Raw genomic sequence first — 18,021 nt, forward strand, 5'->3', positions numbered from 1 at the left:
CCCTGTCGACGATAGGCGACTATCGCTCTAGCTCGCCCCAGATGCGGTGTGACGACTGATGATTTTCCCCAGATCCTGCAGCGCCTTTTCGATCTGCTCTGACCAGAGGTGGCCGTAATTCAGGCGCAGGCAGTGGCGGAACTCGCGCTTTGCAGAGAACATCGGACCTGGACTGATGCTGATACCCGCCTCCATCGCTTCGCGATGCACTTCCAAAGTATCCACTGTCGCCGGAAGCTCCGCCCACAGAAAATAGCCACCAGCGGGACTCGTGACTCGACATCCTTCAGGGAAGTACCGACTGATCGACTCCAGCATCTGCTGTTGCTGGACGCCGAGCGTATGTCGCAATTGCCGAAGATGCCGTTCATAGCCGCCCTTCTTGGCGTACTCAGCGATGGCCAGTTGCGCAGGAACACTGGCGGAAAGAGAGCTGATCAGTGCGCGTTGCTCGATCTGTTTCGCGTAGCGCCCGGGCGCGACCCAACCTACGCGAAATCCCGGCGCCAGATTCTTGGAGAACGAAGAACAGTGCAGCACCAGGCCAGCGGTGTCGTAGGCCTTAGCCGGCTTTGGGCGCTCGCTCCCATAGTACAGCTCCGCGTAAACATCATCCTCGATCAAAGGAACGTCGTGATGCGTTATCAGCTCGACTAACGCTTTCTTGTCCGCGTCGGACATCAGGCTGCCCAGGGGGTTCTGAAACGTAGGCATGAACCAGCAAGCCCTGATGGGATGGCGCCGTAGCGCCTGTTCAAGTGCGTCCAGGTCGACGCCGTGAATTGGATGGGTAGGAATCTCCACTGCGCGCAGGCCGGCTGCTTCTATGGCCTGCAATGCTGGAGGGAAGGTGGGCGTTTCGATCGCGACGACATCGCCAGGTCGCGTCACCGTCTGCAAACACAACGTCAAGGCGTCCATTGCGCCGGATGTGATGACGATGTCCTCATGGCTCAGCGAGCACCCTCCTTCGAGATAGCGGCGCGCGATGAGCCGCCGCAGCTGCAAATTCCCCGGCGAGAGCGCCTTGACCGTCTGCCACGGGTCGAACTCTTTACCCCTCGATCCGAAAGCGCGGAGGAGCTGCTTGAACGGAAACAGCAGTGGACTTGGGAACGCCGATCCGAAGGGGACCAGATCGCGGTCTCTGGTGGAGGCAAGCAGATGGAAGACCAGCTCGCTCACGTCCACTGGCGTCGACCAGCCATCGGGTCGATGAGTAGAAGGTGGGCGCAGGCCGGCGCTGCGGCGTGCGGCAACGTAGTAACCGGAGCGTGTGCGAGCCTCGATGAGCCCGCGATCTTCCAGCACACCATAGGCCTGCAACACCGTGCCTGGGCTGACCGAATGCGAGCGTGTCAGCTTGCGTACCGATGGCATGCGATCGCCCGGCCGCAGAACGCCTTCGCGAATGAGACGTGTCAGGTCTTCAACCAGTTGCTCGTACAGCTTCATGCTTGCTGGCTCTCACGCGCTTGTGTGCGCCACGCACCGAAGGCCCAAGTGCCTGCGACGATGGTTGCAAGCGCCACGAGCCCCTCCCCCGTTCGCGCCTGATCCGTCTGTAGATACGCAGCACACAGCCGGCTTGGTAGAGATTGAAACAGCACGCCAACGAAGATCGTCATGGTCGCCCACTGGCCGACAAAGAACAGCTGGATGACCGCACTCGCCCGCGACACAGATAGCGCAAAGACGAGCCCAGCCGCGAACACCGAAACGGTCTTCGCCAAATCGACGGGCAGTCCGGTCGTGGCCATGTCCAGAGCATTCGGAATCATCCAGACCGTCAAGACCGCGCTCACGAACACCAGCCCGGAAATGCCGTGACTATCCCAGTGTGCGAATGCTGCACGAACCCGCTCCCCAATCGCGCCCGCGCAAACGTATCCTGATGCAAAGAGCAACGGAAACACTGCAAGCATGTGACGCAACATAGACGCTTCGGCTTGAGTCCGCAGCGGCTCGCACATCAGCAGTATCGGCACGGCCAACGCGAGGAGACGCGATCGAGCGCTCATCGCTCACTCCTCGCAAGCGCGCGTTGCAGAGCTTGATTCGGCTTCGCCAGATCGACGATTTCAGAGAGCTGGCCGTCGGGAGCGACGACATGAAACGCCGCGTTGTGCTGAAAGCCGCCGAGCTCGTCGCGAATGACGACGATACCGAAGGTGTCCAGCAGTTGCTCCAATTCACTTTCATCCTCGATCGTGGCGATGCGCCAGATGGCAGGATCAGCGCGCATGCGACCGGCATATTGCGCCAACACTTGTGGAGTGTCGTGCTCAGGATCGAAGCTGATGCTCAGGAGCTGAACGCTCTGCGAGAGCCCACTGTCCGCGATCTGCTCCTGCAGGCGCTTGAACTCGTAGCCAAGTGCGACACAGATCGTCGTGCAACGCGTGTACACGAAGGTGATGAGCGTGCTCTTCGGTTGCTTCGCAACGAGCGATCGAAGCGAGACATGCACACCGTCGTGCAAAGTCACGCGCGCGTCCGGAACTACGCGCGGCTCACGTGCGACTGTGTTGCGTCTCGCCTGCTCACTGGTCAGAGCGCTGTACCCGTCCGTGGCCCACCCAAGAGCCCAAGCGCTGCCAAGCATCACAACCAGGAGTGCTGCAATGGAGCGCATGCGGAGAACTCAACTACCGTCCATGATCGTGGACTCGAGTTCGTTCTGCCCGTTCCACGGGGCCTGACGAGTGGCGAACCTCTCACGCTCGCTTGCAATCAGTGAGGCGTGCACGGGCTCGGCATTGTTGCCCCAGTTGCTGCGGATATAGCTGGCGATCGCAGCCAACTGCGCATCGTCGAACTGCGTTCCAAACGCCGGCATGGCCCCCGAGTAGAGAGTTCCTTTCACCGCCAATGTGCCATTGATTCCATGGAGGAGAATTTGTGCGAGCACTCGCGGATCGCCGGTCACCCATTCGGCGCCCGCCAGGGGCGGAAACACACCAGTCAGACCCAGACCGGTCGGCTGGTGACACGCCGCGCAGTTCGCCGCGAAGAGCTGCCCCCCATCCACCGTGGTCGCGGCTGCTGGAATGCGCAGATCTCGTTGCATCGGCGCGGTCCACAAATAGTAAGCGCCCCAGAGCACGAGCGCCGCGATCAAGCCAAAGATGTAACCAGGAATACCTGCATCGGCTTCATGCGGCTCAGGTCGCTCGCGATGACGAACTTGGCTGCTGTTCATGGTGTGAGTCCTCGCTGTCACTCGCTCGGCGCCGGATAAGTGCGATCGAGCGACAACAGATACTTCACGAGATCCATCGCTTCGGGCCGGGCGACGATCACTCCAGCCTCGGGCGCTTCGGACGGCGGAAGCGTTACCGCGTACTCCCCTGCCTCTGCCTGGAGCTTGTGCTCAAACAGAAATGGAAATGCAGGCATGTTGCTGCCCACGACGTACGCCCGCGGTTGATACAGATGTCCGAGATGCCAATCGATGCTCGGCTGCCGCGCCCCAATGTTCAGCAAATCCGGGCCAGTGCGCATCGTGCCGAGCAGGTGTGGAGAGTCGTACGTGTAATCCTGGGGGAGCGATGCGCGCCCCCAGCCACGTTGAAAATCTACGCCGCTCTCCGCCCCCCGAGGCTGTTGGGTATGGCAGTACATGCACCCAAGCGTGATGTACTGCGAGCGACCGCGGAGCTCCTGCGCAGTGTAGGGTTGCAGTTCCTGCGGAGGATCCAAGTCACGAACCTGAAGATAAGGCAGTACCACCATTGCGCTGGTAGCTAGCGCCATCGTCGTGAGGGCACCGGCGATGAGTTTGCAGCCGCTATTCATGATTCACCTCAGCTCTGTGCCTGAGCATTGAGCCGTGGCGGGTCGGATGGGATTTGCACGAACGCGGGCCACAGTCGAGCTACGAACATCAAGCCGAAGTGGTACGCGAACACCAAGTGCCCTGCTGTCATGAGCAGACCGCCCAGTGAACGGCCTTTGAGAAACGGCAGCGTCAGCGTGACCGAGTCGATGAAGGGGCGTGCCGGATCCAGCAGCGCCAACCCCTGCAGCCATCCCCCAGCACTCAGAGCAATGATGTAGACAGCGAAACCCGCCAGCACCAAGCCGAAATGCAGCGAAATGAGCTTGGGTCTGGGCCACTCGATATCCAGCACTCTCGGCATGGCAAAGTACGCGGCCCCGAACAGCACCATCGCTACGAAACCGTACATGCCAAGATGCGCATGGGCAACGGTGAAGTGAGTGAAGTGAGTGACGTTGTTTACTGCGCGCAGCGCCTCCATCGAGCCTTGCACCGAAGCAACCGTGTACATCATTGCGCCGAACAACACGAACCGCAGCGTGTGCGAGTACTTCAGCGCGCTGAAGTGGCCGCGCATCGTGAGGTGCTGATTGACGGAGAACGCAATGACGGGAATGACCATCATGACGCTTTGAACGATGGACAGAGTGACCAGCCAAACGGGAATCGGCCCGCCGATGAGATGGTGGGCGCCGACTTGTCCGTAGAAGAACGCCAGGGTCCAGAACCCCAACAACGAAAGATCGTAAGACTGGACGGGTCGGCCGATGACCTTCGGCACGAAGTAATACACCGCCGCGAGAGCCATCGGGGTAAAGAAGTAGCCCAGCACGTTGTGGCCGAACCACCAGTTCATCGTGGCCTGCTGTACGCCTACGTGCAAACCAGGGATCTTGGCGACCACATATAAGATCGGAAACCAGAACAGAGCCGCACCGATATACCAAACGGACACATAAAGGTGATCGACCTGGGCGCGGGGCAGCATCAGCAACAGCGGCACCCCCATCAATGCGCCACCTATGGCGAACAGTCCGCCAATGTGCCAGGGGATCTCCAGCCACTCCATGCCATCGGTGACTCCCATTGCGACGGAATACAGGCCGAGCATCAAGCCGATGTTCCACAGTAGCGCCCCCGCATACGTGAAATGGGCGCCACGCAGAGGGGTTCGCAACAGGCGCGGCAACAACCAGGTCGCGATGCCTAGCGCTGCAAGGGAAGTCCAGCCGTAGGCAACTGCGTTCAAGTGGACGCTACGCAGCCGCCCGAAAGTCAACACGGCGTGGCGCACCAGCCAATCGGGCTCGTGCAACTTGACAGAACTGATGAGCCCCGCCACCGAACCGACCACCAACCAGATCACAGCGGTGCTCAGTAACAGAAGCACCGGTTTTGCCGTGGACATATCGGCGTCATGACGCACACGCGACTCGACAGGACCAAGTGCGTGAGCACCGCCGGCATCGCTGATGTTTTGCAGTAACTGGCGCTTCGCGGCATCGGCAGACGGCTCTTCGATCTGCCCGACTTCACCAGGCTCGAAAATTACACGCCCGCCAGTCGGCCGCGACTGCCCGCCCCCCTTGCGCAGCGACCAAATGAAAACCAGAAGGCCCAGAATCGAAATGATGTATGTACTGGTCAGAATGGCGCTGATGTTCATCTCTCATCCATACGGCAGACCGACCTGAAGGACTCGGGTGGTCAGCCGAACGTGCTAGATGAAGCCTAGGCAGGCGCGGCAAGTTGGAACAGATACAGAGCCGGCCATGATCCACTGGAACAGATTCCACTTCGCGCCTGAGTACAGGCTGAAATCGCCTCCGCGCCGTTACCGAAGCAAATGAGTGCGTTCCTCACTCATGCATTGGCTCGCAATTCCAAGAATTGGCAAGGAGCCCCTATTCCACACGCCTGACCTTGATCATCCGCCGCACGCCTTCGACGTGCATTCTGTAGCCGCCGACTTTTCCGCGCTGGATGCGCGCGGTGTAGCGCTTGCTGGGTTCGAGGCGTTGTTCGCGGGGCGTGCTCTCCGAGGCTTTCCAGACCTGGCCGTCCGTCATGCGAAACAGCCCGAGGCCTTCGAAGCCGTAAGTCGCACTTTCTATCTCCACCATTATCTGGTCGACGCTTTCTTCCGAGCGGCCCGCGCGAACCTGCTCGGCGCCGAGACTGGGCTGAGCGATGGCTTGTTCCTGGGGCGCATCACTTCGGGCACGCAGCTCTCGTTCCAGACAGGCGATGTGCTCGGACGGCTGCTCCGCATGCCTGGCACGACAAGCAGCGACCGGATCCGGTGTGGATGAGTGCGCGAGGGCAGCACACACCAACGCGCACTGAGCAAAGACACAGCGAGTCATGATTTTCATTGCCATGATTCTAATCGGCGCCGGGCGCCACGGCAGCAACGTAAAGCAGGGCGGAGCTCCCTCTCCGCCCCAATCGACCCGGACAGATCATCCGGTGAGGACGATCACATCCGCATTTCGAAGCCGACGAAGTAGCTGCGACCGAGCACGTCGTACAGGCCCGGGTCGGTGTTCGACTGCACGTTCGGCACGTACAGACGCGGCAGCTGGTTGGTGAGGTTGGTCACACCCAAACGCAGCCGAACGGCCTCCGTCAACTCGTAGCGACCGGACAGATCGACATACCACGTCGACGGCACGCCGGTGTTCGAGATCGGCGAGCCGCCGTTCCTCGTGTTGCGATGATCCATCGAGCCGATGTACCGGGTCGTGGCCTGCACGTTGAGGTTGTCGTACGAGTAGCTGGTCACCAATGTGCCCCGCCACTCCGGCAGCGACTGGCCGGTGAGCGCGCCGATGGTGCCGCCGAAGTCGAAGGATGGCGAGGCCTGGTCGGTCTGCTGTTCGTACTTCTCAAGCCAGGTGCCGACCAGCATGAAGCCGAGCTCGCCGAAGCCGCCCAGACCCAGGCCCCAGTTCAACGACAGGTCGATGCCGCTGGTGTTGATGAATGCCTGGTTCGCCGAGAACTGCTCCAACTCGATCACGCCGCCGTTGCCCGCGTCGCGATTGAACATCTGACACCACTGGTTGTTGATGTCGTACGTCGGGTTGGCGCCGTTCAAGTTGAAGCAGCGCTGCACGATGGTCGCGGCCTCCAACGGCAGGATCACGTCTTTCAGATCGATCGACCAGTAGTCGATCGACAGCGACAGACGCTCCAGCGCCGGGCTGCTGTTCCAAGGCGAGTTGAGCACCACACCGAAGGTGAAGGACTCCGCCTTCTCCGGTGTGAGATTCGCAGTGCCGCCAACGAGACCGTTGGCCTGGCCCGCGGGCTGCACGTAGGCCGCGCCACCCGCGACCGCCGACTGCGCCGCGCACAGCGCCCGGACCTGAGCTGCGTTCGGTCCGTTGCGATACAACGCCGCGATCGGGCCGCTGGTATTGCAAGGATCCTGGTTGGTGAAGGTCGGGAAGTTGTTGGTCTCCGGCGCGTACAGCTCGTTGATGTTCGGGCTGCGCACGGCATGCTGGAAGCCCGTGCGCATCCGCACCCAGGGGTTGATCGTCCAGTCGAGCGTGCTCTTCCAGGTCTCATCCGAGCCCGTCACGTTGCTGTCGGTGGTACGAGCGCCGAGCGTCAACGACAGGCTCTCCATGTACGGCAGTCCGGACAACAGCGGAATCGAGAGTTCGCCGAACACATCCGTGAAGTTCAGCTGGCCATTCATCGGCAGCTGCTGGTTGAAGCCCGCCACGATGCCCGGCTGCAGACCGCTATCCGGTCGGAAGTCGGCCATCAGATCGCGATAGCTCGCGCCGATGGCGGCGCGCACTTCGCCGGCAGGCAGATTGAACAATGCACCGTTGGCGACGCCTTCGATGATGTGCTGTTCGATGGTGGTGAGGTTCTTCGCTTCCAGACTGATGTAGGCCGCGCACTCGGGGCTGATGGGCGCCGCGCCGATCAGGTTCAAGCCGCCCGCGCACACCGAGGCGCCACCGTCTGGCGCATTGAGCAACGCTTGGGTGCGGTCGAGACGCACGTTGCCACCCTGCGCTTCGTTCTGCACCGAGCGGCCATAGGACGCGTAGACGTCATACTGCCAGCTGCCGACGATGTCGCCCGTGGTGCCCAGGGTGAACTGCCAGACGTCGTGAGTGTTGTAGCCAGTGCGGCCGCCCAGCGCGTTGAAGCGCTTGTTGAAAGCGAACGGTGCGTTCGGATTGTCTCGCGACGCCAGCAGCGCCATCAGCTGCGGATTGGCCTGCACGAACGGATTGGTCACCGGAATGGTGAAGCCCGTGGTGCCGTTGGCCGGTGTCGGCGCCAGCTGCTGCAAGGCGTTGTAGTTGGTGAACTGCGCGGTCGCGTACGGCTTGAAGTGCTCGTTCATTTCCAGGTCGAAGCTGGAGTACAGGCTCCAGCGCTCCATCGGCAACACCAGGATGTTGTCGGGCTCGAACTCGAACGAGAAGTGCGGGAACGCCTGGGCCTTGTGCTCCGCCGGACCGGTGTAGTCGACGATCGGCAGGGTGGCGTTGCCGGTACAGAACATCGAGCCATCGGGGTTGAAGCCGAAGCCGCCCAAGCCGCCGTTGGCGGCGCACGGCCCACTGAACTGCTGACCGATCGCGGCCGCGCTCGGCGTATTCACGCCGGTCGTCCACGAGCCGTTCGGGAACGCGACGGTCGTGTTGGACGCGTGGCGGGCAAACTCGCGAGCGCCCTTGTAGATGGGGTCGCGCTTGAAGTAGCTGATGTTGAACACGGCATTGCCGCGGCCGTCGGCGAACTGGCCGCCGAACGTCGCGTCGGCGCCCCACTCCTGACCGTCGTTCTCTTCGGTGATGTTGTACCTGCTGTTCACCGCGAAGCCGTCGAAGTTCTTCTTCAGGATGAAATTGGTCACGCCGGCGATCGCGTCCGGACCGTAGGTCGCGGCGGCACCGCCGGTGATCAGTTCGACGCGCTCGATCAGCGCCGCGGGAATGGTGTTGACGTCGACCACGCCACCGCCGCTTTGAATGCCCGAGCCCATGCCGCGACGGCCATTGATCAGGACCAGGTTGCGGTTGATGCCCAGTCCGCGCAAATCGATGTGTGCGCGGCCGTTCTGGCTGGGATTGTTGGATTGCGAGCCGAAGCTGGGCGAAATCTGCGGCAGCGTATTGAGGTAGTGATCGACGGTGTTGCGGCCGCTATCGGCCAGAATTTCCTGGTCGATGGTGAGAATCGGCGTGTCGGCTATGGCGTCTCGCTTGGCGATACGCGAGCCGGTGACGACCACCTCGTGGATCTGTTGGTCCTGAGCGTGTACGACTACTGGCCCTGCGAGGCCAGCTGCGATGCCCGTTAATAGTGCACGCCGCACAGCGCGTTGGATCACCTTGTTGCAGGTCATTAACTGTTTCTCCGCGGTTCTTGGATGTTTTAGAAACATGTGAGCGGCTCATCGCGCCGCTGCGATGGCCACGCCCTGCGAACTTGGGAGACAACGAGTGTCGGTCCGGCGCCCGCCCTGGGCCGCGCGGAGAGTACTGACGCATCGCATGTTGCGGGAAGCGCCCAGCCTGCTGCGCACTACGTCGTGAAATTCACAAATAGATATTTATATTCAACGAGTTCACACGAATGCCGCGATCGACACCGATGTTTGGTTCAGCATACAAACGTAGCTGACACTCGGAAATTTTGTTGCGCTCGTGCCGGAAAACCACAGACGACGCCGGCTGAAAACGCCATCCAGCGGCTTCTAGTGCCAAACAACCCTCGCCTTACAGCAACCGTTGCATACAACTCTGCGTTTTTTGGCCAGTGAACAACGCCGGATTCGATAGCGCGCGAAATTGGCAAGATAAGCGACTAACAAGCGACACTCCCGAGTGTCTGTGCCGGCGCAAACTCAACGTTACTGTGTCGGCCGCGCCGTGACTTGCGAACGCGCACTGTTTCGATGCGCTCTGCTACGCACTGACGCAGGCACTGGCGCGGATCACACGCAACTGCGAGCGCCACCACTTGAGGATCGCAAGCTCCAGCGTTCGCTGATCGAGCCCGGCCTCTTGCAGATTGTCCTCGCGCGAGCCATGCCCGATGAAGCGATCCGGAATGCCACAGTTCAGTACCGGAATGCAGATGCAATGCGCCTGCAGGCACTCGTTCACTGCACTGCCAGCGCCGCCGGCGATGACGTTTTCTTCCACGGTGACCAGCGCGCGATGCGTCTGCGCCAGCCGCAAGATCAGTTCCTCGTCGAGCGGTTTGACGAAGCGCATGTTGATCAGCGTGAGGTCGTGGCGCTCGGCGATGCGCTCGCAGAGCGAAACCATCGCGCCGAATGCCAGCACCGCGAGCTTGAGCCGACCGGTACGGCGTGTCTGCGCCCGGCCGATCGGCAACTCCGTCATCGTGTTCTCGACGGGCACGCCCGGGCCTGTACCCCGCGGATAACGCACGGCTGCGGGACAGCCGCACCGTGTTGCCGTGTACAGCATCTGTCGGCACTCGTTCTCGTCTGCCGGCGCCATCACGACCATGTTCGGGATGCAGCGCAGATAGGTCAGGTCGTAGCTACCCTGATGTGTCGCGCCGTCGCCGCCGACCAGCCCGCCGCGGTCGATCGCAAACACTACCGGCAGGCGTTGCAAGGCGACGTCGTGAATCAGCTGATCGTAGGCACGCTGCAGGAATGTGGAATAGATCGCCACGACCGGACGCCACTGCTCGCAGGCGAGTCCCGCCGCCAGCGTGACCGCGTGCTGCTCGGCAATGGCCACATCGAAGTAGCGATCCGGAAAGCGCTTCGAATACTCCACCAGGCCCGAGCCTTCGCGCATGGCCGGCGTGATCGCGACGATGTGTGGATCGGACTGCGCCATGTCGCAGATCCAGCGACCGAACACCTGTGAGTAAGTGAGCCCCGGTGCCGGCTCCTTGAAGATCTCACCGGTCTCGCGGTTGAACTTGCCCGGTCCGTGCCACTTGATGGGATCGCTCTCGGCAGGTGCATAGCCTTTGCCCTTCTGCGTGACCACGTGCAGCAGCTGCGGGCCACGCAGATCGCGCACGTTACGCAGCGTCGCGGTGAGCGTATCGACGTCATGCCCGTCCACCGGGCCGATGTAGTTGAAGCCGATCTCCTCGAAGATCGTCCCCGGCAGCACCATGCCTTTCACGAACACCTCGGAACGCCGCGCCAGCTCCCACGCGCTCGGCAGATTGCGCAGCACGCGCTTGCTCCGCTCGCGCAGCTGCGAATACAACCGGCCCGACAGCAGGCTCGCGCAGTAGTTCGAGATCGCTCCGACGGCTTCGGAGATCGACATCTCGTTGTCGTTGAGGATTACCAGCAGATCGAGGTCGGTCGCGCCTGCATGGTTCAGCGCTTCGAAAGCGAGGCCTGCGCTCAGCGCACCGTCGCCGATCACGGCGACGATCTTGCGCGGCGAGCCGCTGCGCTGAGCGGCGATCGCCATTCCCAGCGCCGCGCTGATCGACGTGCTGGAGTGGCCGACGCCGAAGGTGTCGTACTCGCATTCCTGCCGCCCGGGGAACGGCAGCAGACCGCCCTTGTGGCGGATGGTGTGCAGGCGATCGCGCCGACCGGTCAGCACCTTGTGTGGATATGCCTGGTGGCCGACATCCCAGACGATTCGGTCCTGCGGCGTGTCGAACACGTAATGCAGAGCAATGGTGAGCTCGACGGTGCCGAGCCCCGCGGCGAAATGACCGCCCATGCGGCTGACGGTCTCGATGAGAAATTCGCGCAGTTCACAGGCCAGTGGCCGCAGCTGCGTCGCCGGCAGCCGCCGCACGTCGGCGGGAGATTCGATCGTCGACAGCAGCGGGAAGCGCTCACTTGCGTTCATCACGCCCCCCGTTCGGCGTCGCGCTCAGCGAGCCAGCACGTGACTCGACGTAGCGCTTCGACCTGCTCACCGCGCCGTGGCAGCACCGCACAGGCATCTGACCATGACAGCGCCAGCGCGCGTTCGAAATCTGTGAGGAGCACCCTCACCTTCCTGCCGGGAGGTCTGCGCCGGCAGGCGATGGCCAGGCGCACGCCGGCACAATGATGCGCACGACCTGTCTGGTCTGGCGAACCAGTGGTGGACGCGAGCATGGCAGCGAGCTGCAGCCGTACCTTCGCAGCCACCCGCAGGTCGGGATCGACGCAGATCAGATTGAATGCCAGCGGCGGCAACGAATCGCCGACCAGCAGCATGGTCGCCTCATCGTAGGCCTGCAGCGCCGGATGCGGTGCTCGCGCCCGCTCATCACGTGCCAGCGCCGGCAGAGCACGGTGCACTTCGACGAACAGATGTAGCAACTCCAGCGCACACGCGGCGACTTCGACGCGCTCCTCGCGCAAGCCCATGGTCCGACCCACAGCAAACATCAGTATCGGATGCTCGCGCTCTTCTCGGTCCAACACCCAGCTGCGTAGCGCCGCATGCAAGCGCGCAGGAGATTCATCGGCTGACGGCAACCGTCTGGCGAGCGCGACATGCATTCGCTCGTGCCATGCATGCAACTGTGCCGCGAACGACTCGGTGGGGCTGAGCTCGGAGCGACAAGGACGCGACATGCTCGTAGCCCATCCTCATTCTTTCGGCACGCGGCCCTGGATCCAGGCCATCAGGCCGTCGAAGCCGCCTTGCTTCAACGCCGACTGTGCCTGCGAGCGATCCATCGCGAGCTGGCTGACCCCTTCGGCAATCGTGTTCACGATGCGCCATCGCCCGTCGGACTGCCGCAACAGATAATCGAAGCGAGCATCCGGGTTGCCCGGCGCCTGCATCGCCGTCCGCACGACCTGCGTGTCGCGGGGCCCCGGCTTCTCCTCCAACGTGACGAAGTGCTGACCGGAGTAGTTGTCGAACTCGTGCGCGTAGATCCGTGCACTGCCGTCGGCGAACTCGGCGACCGCCTGTTTGAACTGCTCCGGCGTCAGCTGACTCGCGCTCGAGCCCAGCATCGCTCGCAGGATGTATGCGAAGTCGTGCACCTCTTCGACGACCGGCTTCAGTTTCTCGTAACGGCCCTGCGTGCCGAGGGTCTTGGCATTCTTCATGGCGTCGAGAAGTGCCGCCTGAAGTTTCTCGACCACTGCCGACGCAGGCAGATCCTCCGCCGCCGGGACATATGCACCGAGCGCGCAGAGCATCGCGAGTATCGCTGCGCGGATGTGCAAGGAGGCGAGAACACGCCGCGCCGCGAGCTGCCGCCTCTCATATTCCACATCCATCTCGGTCTCCGTCTGAAGTGCAAGTGTTCACCGTTCACGAGCACGATCTCCACGCGCCGCGTGCCGGATCGCAGTGACAGGAATTACAGCCGTTGGCGGCTCGGGGCGCGACGCGTATAGCACCGGCAACTCCGGCGCCATCGGGCCGCTCACACGTGGCCCGCGCAGGCTGACGCGCATTGCTTTCAACGGGTGCGCCAACATGTCGTTGACCGCCGTTCCCTCGTAGCCACAGTGCGCCATGCAGTTGTCACAACGCGCATTGCGGCCGACGCCATAGTGGTCCCAATCCGTGTCCTCCATGAGCGAGCGGAAGCTGCTGGCATAGCCCTCATCGAGCAGATAGCAAGGGCGCTGCCAACCAAAGAGGTTGTACGTCGGATTGCTCCAGGGTGTGCATTGATACGTTTGATTGCCGGCGAGGAAGTCCAGGAACAGGCTCGTATTGGTAAAAGCCCAGCGACTGCGGTCACGACGGCCGGCGCGGAAGATGTCCCGGAACAGTCGCTTGCTCGCGGCACGACCGAGGAACACATCCTGGCGCGGCGCGCGCTGATAGCTGTAACCCGGCGAGACAGTAATTCCCTCGATATCCAGCCGCATCACTTCGTCGAAGAACGCAGCAACTTGCGACGCGTCCTCACCAGCAAACAAAGTGCAGTTGACCGTGACGCGAAAGCCCTTGCTGCGAGCGAGGCGAATCGCCGCCACTGCCTTGTCGTACACACCCTGCTGACATACGGAGGCGTCGTGGCGTTCGCGGTTGCCGTCGAGATGGATCGAGAAGGCCAGATAGCGCGAGGGCCGGTACTCGTCGATATGTTTGGCCAGCAGCAGCGCGTTCGTGCACAGATAGACGAACTTGCGACGGGCGATGATGCCCGCGACGATCTGCGGCAACTGCCGGTGAATGAGCGGCTCGCCACCCGGAATCGAGATCACCGGCGCATCGCATTCATCCACTGCGGCCAGCGCCTGCTCGACACTCATCCGCCGCTGCAGGACTTCCTTCGGATGCTCGATCTTGCCGCAACCTGCGCACGCCAGATTGCACTGGAACAGTGGCTCCAGCATCAGCACCAGCGGAAAACGCTCCCGGCCGCGCAGCTTCTGCGTCAGCAGATAGCGACCGATCCGATACTTCTGAATCAGCGGGATACCCATGCTCCGCTCGCGTGTTGTGCCCGCGGCAGCGCGCTGCGCAGCTGCGTCCAGATCTGCATCCATTCGATTCTGAACCAGGGAGTAAAGCTCCGCGCGCCGCGCTGTAGCTCGGCCTGCAGTTCCGACGGATCGATCCAGCACCAGTCTGCGATTTCGTGCACGTTGGCGCGCACCGGCCCATCACTACAACCGATGTAGACCGAGCACAATTCGTTCTCCGCACCGGTGGCGTCGAACTGTGCCTGATAGCGAAACTTGAAGAGCGGCGTAAGCGCGCAGCGCATGCCCAACTCCTGCCACAGCCGTCGATGAGCCGCCAACTGCAGCGACTCGCCGCGCCGTGGGTGACTGCAGCAGCTGTTCGACCAGTAACCGGGCCACAGCCGCTTGGCTGCACTACGCTGCTGCATGAGGAGCTGGCCTTCAGGGTTGAAGATGAACAACGAGAAGGCGCGATGCAGCACTCCTCGACCTTCATGACAGCGCGCTTTGCTCATGAAGCCGACTTCGCGGTCGCTGGCATCGACGAGGATGAGCGGCTCGAAATCCGATGAGACCAGCGCGTGCCGCAGGGCATCTTGTTCGCTGCTTTGCTCGTTCAAGGCCCACCTCCGTTTACCGCTGAGGTGTGCGAAAGGTCATCACAACGCGCACGCCACTCAGCTCGAAAGCTGCGGCATAAATCCGCTCCACGCACATACAGTTCCACAACAGCGGTATCTGCGAGCCCATCTTCACGAGCGGCGCGTTAGTGCCGACACACTGCAAGCAAAAGGTTGCCGCCGTGTTCACGATCGCGCAGATCACGCTGCAAACATTTGGTATTGCTCTGGCAGCGCTGGCAAGCGCGTACGCGCTGCTTGCTTGTTTTGCCGAATCCCTGGCGGCAAAGCGCGCGCAGCTGCTGCGCGCTCACGACTACGTTCAGGGCGCTGACGCGAAGGCATTTGTTCCCCCTGAGTGTTGCTCGCCGGTCACGGTTCTCAAACCACTGTGCGGCAGTGAGCCGAATCTCTACCACTGTCTGAGAACTTTCTGCGTACAGGACCACCCGCACTACCAGATCGTGTTCGGCGTGCAGGATCCCGCCGACGTTGCGCTCGCAACCGTGCGCCGGCTGCAGGCGGAACTGCCGGCACAGGACATCGTCGTGGTGATCGATTCGCGCTTGCATGGCAGCAACGGCAAGGTAAGTAATCTCGCGAATATGCTGCCCGCGGCACGCCACCCGATTCTGGTTGCAGCGGACAGCGATGTGATCGTCGATCCAGACTACCTGCGGCGCGTGACGGCGCCGCTGACGGATCCAGCGATCGGGCTGGTGACTTCCCTTTACCGCGCACGAGCTATCGGTGGCGTGTGGTCTCATCTAGTGGCGCTCTTCATCAATGAATGGTTCATGCCCGCGGTGCGCGTCGCGCGCCTGTTCGGCAGCTCGACGTTCACTTCCGGTGTCACGATTGCTCTGCGCCGACAGACGCTCGCAGGACTCGGCGGCTTCGAGGCCATCGCAGATGTCTTGGCGGACGATTACTGGCTCGGTGAGCACACACGCCGCCTCGGGCTGAAAACCGTGGCGGTCGACCGCACCGTCGATACTGTCGTTGCCGAACCGAGCTTCAGCTCGGCTTGCCGCCACGAGCTGCGCTGGCTGCGCACAATCCGCTCGGTGCAGCCGCGCAGCTACGGTCCTCTCGGCATCACCTTCACCGTACCCGTGGCTGCGTTAGGAACATTGCTCGCTGGCGCCAGTTCGATCGTTCTGGGCCTGGCGGCGACAGCCGTGGTGGCCAGAGTGCTTCTGCATCGTCTGGCGCGGCCGGCCTGCGCACCGCCATGGCTCGTGCCGGTCGGCGATCTGCTCACGTTCGCGCTGTGGTGCTGGAGCTTTGCGAGCCGCCGCGTGCGTTGGCGCGCCGGAGTGTTCGACGTCGAGCGCGACGGCTCCATGCAACGTACCGGCGAACGGGCGACCGCGGAGACTCAACCATGAAGTCACTGTTCCTGCATCCACCATCATATGAAGGATTCGACGGCGGCGCCGGCGCCCGTTATCAGGCGAAGCGCGAGGTCCGCTCCTTCTGGTATCCGACCTGGCTTGCACAACCTGCGGCACTGGTGCCCGACAGTCGTCTCCTCGATGCGCCCGCAGATGGGCTGGGCCTCACCGATGTGCTGCCCATCGCGCGACAGTTCGATCTCGTCATCATGCACACAAGCTCGCCTTCCTTCGCCGCCGACGTGCGCACCGCCGAGGCGCTCAAAGACGACCGGCCCGGCGTGCTCATCGGCATGGTCGGCGCCAAAGTGGCAGTCGATCCGCAGCGCTCGCTGGCAGCCTCCAAGGCCATCGATTTCGTAGCGCGCGAAGAGTTCGATTACACCTGTCAGGAGGTCGCGAGCGGCAGACCACTCAGCGAGATCGTGGGCCTGAGCTATCGACGCGTCGATGGCACCATCGTGCACAACGCGCCGCGCCCGCTCATCACCGACATGGACGCTCTGCCCTGGGTGACCCCGCTGTACGAGCGCGATCTGCACGTCGAGAACTACTTCATCGGTTATCTGAAGCACCCGTATGTATCGTTCTATACGGGGCGCGGTTGCCGCTCCAAGTGCACCTTCTGCCTGTGGCCGCAGACGGTCGGCGGTCATCGTTACCGCGTCCGCAGCCCGCGCAGCGTCGTCGAGGAAGTGCGATGGGTGCGCGACCACCTGCCGCAGGTCGAGGAAATATTCTTCGATGACGACACCTTCACCGATTTCCGCCCGCGCGTGGAGGAGATCGCGCGCGGCCTGGGCCGGCTCGGCGTGACCTGGTCGTGCAACGCCAAGGCGAACGTGCCGTATGAAACATTGAAAGTGATGAAAGAGAACGGCCTGCGGCTGCTGCTGGTCGGCTACGAGTCGGGCAGCGACCAGATCCTGCACAACGTGCGCAAGGGTCTCAAAACCGACATCGCGCGGCGCTTCACGCGGGACTGTCGCGAGCTCGGCGTCACCATCCACGGTACGTTCATCCTGGGATTGCCGGGCGAAACCGAGCAGACCATTCGCCAGACGATCGAGTTCGCCAAGGAGATCAATCCGCACACCATTCAGGTCTCCCTCGCCGCGCCCTATCCGGGCACACAGCTCTATGAGCAGGCGCTCGCAAACGGCTGGCTGTCCGAGAACGCCGCGGATCTCGTCGATGAGCACGGCGTGCAGATCGAGCCGATCAGTTATCCGCATCTGTCCGCCGAGCAGATCTTCCACGGCGTCGAGACGTTCTACAAAAACTTCTACTTCCGCCCGCGCAAGATCGCCGAGCTGACCATGGAGATGATGACCAGCTGGGAGATGACCAAGCGCCGTCTGCGCGAAGGAGTGGAATTCTTCCGTTTCCTGCATGCGCGCTGAAACGAGCGTGCACCGCCATCATGCTCTTTGTGACAGACGACTCCCGCACGGTACGAGCAGCGCGAACGCGGCGCGACTTCCTAATCATCACTGCGGATGACTTCGGCGAACGCGAATCGGTAAACGAAGCAGTCGAGCTGGCGGCACGTCGCGGGGTGCTGACTGCGGCGAGCCTGATGGTGAGTGGGTCTGCTGCCGCCGATGCCGTGCGCCGCGCACAGCGGTTGCCGCAGCTGCGCGTCGGCCTGCACATCGTGCTGGTGGACGGCTCAGCGATTCTGGAACGCGCGCAGATCCCGCTACTCGTCGATGCCTCAGGCAGATTCGGCAAGCGCATGGTGATCGATGCGTTTCGGTTTCGCGTTTCTTCAACCGACAAAAATTGCGCCGGCAAACTGTCCTGCGAAAATACGGGCACAGTTCAAGGCGTTTTGCCGCGACGGGC

16 protein-coding genes are annotated in these 18,021 nt (G+C 62.3%); 3 read left to right on the forward strand and 13 right to left on the reverse strand.

What is annotated here, in order from left to right:
* Nucleotides 1-27 precede the first annotated feature (27 nt).
* The 13 genes from D0550_RS27020 to idi form a co-directional block, all read right to left on the reverse strand.
* Nucleotides 28-1,455 (reverse strand): aminotransferase-like domain-containing protein, encoded by a 1,428-nt coding sequence (locus D0550_RS27020; protein ID WP_116812312.1) that lies wholly within the window; start codon nt 1,453-1,455, stop codon nt 28-30.
* Nucleotides 1,452-2,021: a hypothetical protein gene (locus D0550_RS27025; protein ID WP_116812313.1), complete on the reverse strand. Its 570-nt coding sequence runs from the start codon at nt 2,019-2,021 to the stop codon at nt 1,452-1,454. The genes D0550_RS27020 and D0550_RS27025 overlap by 4 nt, the downstream gene beginning before the upstream one ends.
* The gene (locus D0550_RS27030) at nt 2,018-2,488 is read right to left on the reverse strand and encodes an SCO family protein (protein WP_161966076.1); all 471 of its coding nucleotides are present in this window, start codon (nt 2,486-2,488) and stop codon (nt 2,018-2,020) included. Before D0550_RS27030 ends, D0550_RS27025 begins: the two co-directional genes overlap by 4 nt.
* Before the next feature lie 156 nt (nt 2,489-2,644).
* A complete protein-coding gene (locus tag D0550_RS27035) occupies nt 2,645-3,202 on the reverse strand; it encodes a c-type cytochrome (RefSeq protein WP_116812315.1) in 558 nt (185 codons plus the stop codon).
* A 17-nt stretch (nt 3,203-3,219) separates the two neighbouring features.
* Complete coding sequence (locus D0550_RS27040) at nt 3,220-3,798, reverse strand: cbb3-type cytochrome c oxidase subunit II (RefSeq protein WP_116812316.1); 579 nt, start codon at nt 3,796-3,798, stop codon at nt 3,220-3,222.
* A gap of 8 nt (nt 3,799-3,806) precedes the next feature.
* Nucleotides 3,807-5,447 (reverse strand): cbb3-type cytochrome c oxidase subunit I, encoded by a 1,641-nt coding sequence (locus tag D0550_RS27045; RefSeq protein ID WP_116812317.1) that lies wholly within the window; start codon nt 5,445-5,447, stop codon nt 3,807-3,809.
* Between the two features lie 238 nt (nt 5,448-5,685).
* Complete coding sequence (locus D0550_RS27050; RefSeq protein WP_153067364.1) at nt 5,686-6,162, reverse strand: hypothetical protein; 477 nt, start codon at nt 6,160-6,162, stop codon at nt 5,686-5,688.
* Nucleotides 6,163-6,260: 98 nt separating this feature from the next.
* Nucleotides 6,261-9,164 carry a TonB-dependent receptor domain-containing protein gene (locus D0550_RS27055; RefSeq protein WP_161966077.1) on the reverse strand — a complete coding sequence of 968 codons (2,904 nt, stop codon included), beginning with the start codon at nt 9,162-9,164 and terminating at the stop codon, nt 6,261-6,263.
* Between the two features lie 562 nt (nt 9,165-9,726).
* Complete coding sequence (gene dxs, locus D0550_RS27060) at nt 9,727-11,631, reverse strand: 1-deoxy-D-xylulose-5-phosphate synthase (protein ID WP_116812320.1); 1,905 nt, start codon at nt 11,629-11,631, stop codon at nt 9,727-9,729.
* Nucleotides 11,631-12,350 (reverse strand): isoprenoid biosynthesis enzyme family protein, encoded by a 720-nt coding sequence (locus tag D0550_RS27065; protein WP_116812321.1) that lies wholly within the window; start codon nt 12,348-12,350, stop codon nt 11,631-11,633. The genes dxs and D0550_RS27065 overlap by 1 nt, the downstream gene beginning before the upstream one ends.
* Nucleotides 12,351-12,365: 15 nt before the next feature.
* On the reverse strand, nt 12,366-13,010 hold the full coding sequence (locus D0550_RS27070; RefSeq protein WP_116812322.1) for an ABC transporter substrate-binding protein: 645 nt from the start codon (nt 13,008-13,010) through the stop codon (nt 12,366-12,368).
* A gap of 27 nt (nt 13,011-13,037) precedes the next feature.
* Complete coding sequence (gene hpnH, locus D0550_RS27075) at nt 13,038-14,174, reverse strand: adenosyl-hopene transferase HpnH (protein WP_116812323.1); 1,137 nt, start codon at nt 14,172-14,174, stop codon at nt 13,038-13,040.
* Nucleotides 14,159-14,776 (reverse strand): isopentenyl-diphosphate Delta-isomerase, encoded by a 618-nt coding sequence (gene idi, locus D0550_RS27080; protein WP_206606572.1) that lies wholly within the window; start codon nt 14,774-14,776, stop codon nt 14,159-14,161. Before idi ends, hpnH begins: the two co-directional genes overlap by 16 nt.
* A 182-nt stretch (nt 14,777-14,958) precedes the next feature.
* On the opposite strand from idi, the gene hpnI reads away from it, so the two are divergent.
* The 3 genes from hpnI to D0550_RS27095 all read left to right on the forward strand — a co-directional run.
* Nucleotides 14,959-16,167: a bacteriohopanetetrol glucosamine biosynthesis glycosyltransferase HpnI gene (gene hpnI, locus D0550_RS27085; protein WP_161966078.1), complete on the forward strand. Its 1,209-nt coding sequence runs from the start codon at nt 14,959-14,961 to the stop codon at nt 16,165-16,167.
* A complete protein-coding gene (gene hpnJ / locus D0550_RS27090; protein WP_116812325.1) occupies nt 16,164-17,576 on the forward strand; it encodes a hopanoid biosynthesis associated radical SAM protein HpnJ in 1,413 nt (470 codons plus the stop codon). Before hpnI ends, hpnJ begins: the two co-directional genes overlap by 4 nt.
* A gap of 20 nt (nt 17,577-17,596) precedes the next feature.
* On the forward strand, nt 17,597-18,021 hold a 425-nt coding region (locus D0550_RS27095; protein WP_116812326.1), incomplete at its 3' end, for a ChbG/HpnK family deacetylase.

The organism is Steroidobacter cummioxidans (assembly GCF_003104955.1).

Bases quoted from the DNA above. Each gene is read 5' to 3' on its own strand.
- D0550_RS27020 (WP_116812312.1), bottom strand. From the start codon at position 1,455: ATGAAGCTGTACGAGCAACTGGTTGAAGACCTGACACGTCTCATTCGC.
- D0550_RS27025 (WP_116812313.1), bottom strand. From the start codon at position 2,021: ATGAGCGCTCGATCGCGTCTCCTCGCGTTGGCCGTGCCGATACTGCTG.
- D0550_RS27035 (WP_116812315.1), bottom strand. From the start codon at position 3,202: ATGAACAGCAGCCAAGTTCGTCATCGCGAGCGACCTGAGCCGCATGAA.
- D0550_RS27040 (WP_116812316.1), bottom strand. From the start codon at position 3,798: ATGAATAGCGGCTGCAAACTCATCGCCGGTGCCCTCACGACGATGGCG.
- D0550_RS27045 (WP_116812317.1), bottom strand. From the start codon at position 5,447: ATGAACATCAGCGCCATTCTGACCAGTACATACATCATTTCGATTCTG.
- D0550_RS27050 (WP_153067364.1), bottom strand. From the start codon at position 6,162: ATGGCAATGAAAATCATGACTCGCTGTGTCTTTGCTCAGTGCGCGTTG.
- D0550_RS27055 (WP_161966077.1), bottom strand. From the start codon at position 9,164: ATGACCTGCAACAAGGTGATCCAACGCGCTGTGCGGCGTGCACTATTA.
- dxs (WP_116812320.1), bottom strand. From the start codon at position 11,631: ATGAACGCAAGTGAGCGCTTCCCGCTGCTGTCGACGATCGAATCTCCC.
- D0550_RS27065 (WP_116812321.1), bottom strand. From the start codon at position 12,350: ATGTCGCGTCCTTGTCGCTCCGAGCTCAGCCCCACCGAGTCGTTCGCG.
- D0550_RS27070 (WP_116812322.1), bottom strand. From the start codon at position 13,010: ATGGATGTGGAATATGAGAGGCGGCAGCTCGCGGCGCGGCGTGTTCTC.
- hpnH (WP_116812323.1), bottom strand. From the start codon at position 14,174: ATGGGTATCCCGCTGATTCAGAAGTATCGGATCGGTCGCTATCTGCTG.
- hpnJ (WP_116812325.1), top strand. From the start codon at position 16,164: ATGAAGTCACTGTTCCTGCATCCACCATCATATGAAGGATTCGACGGC.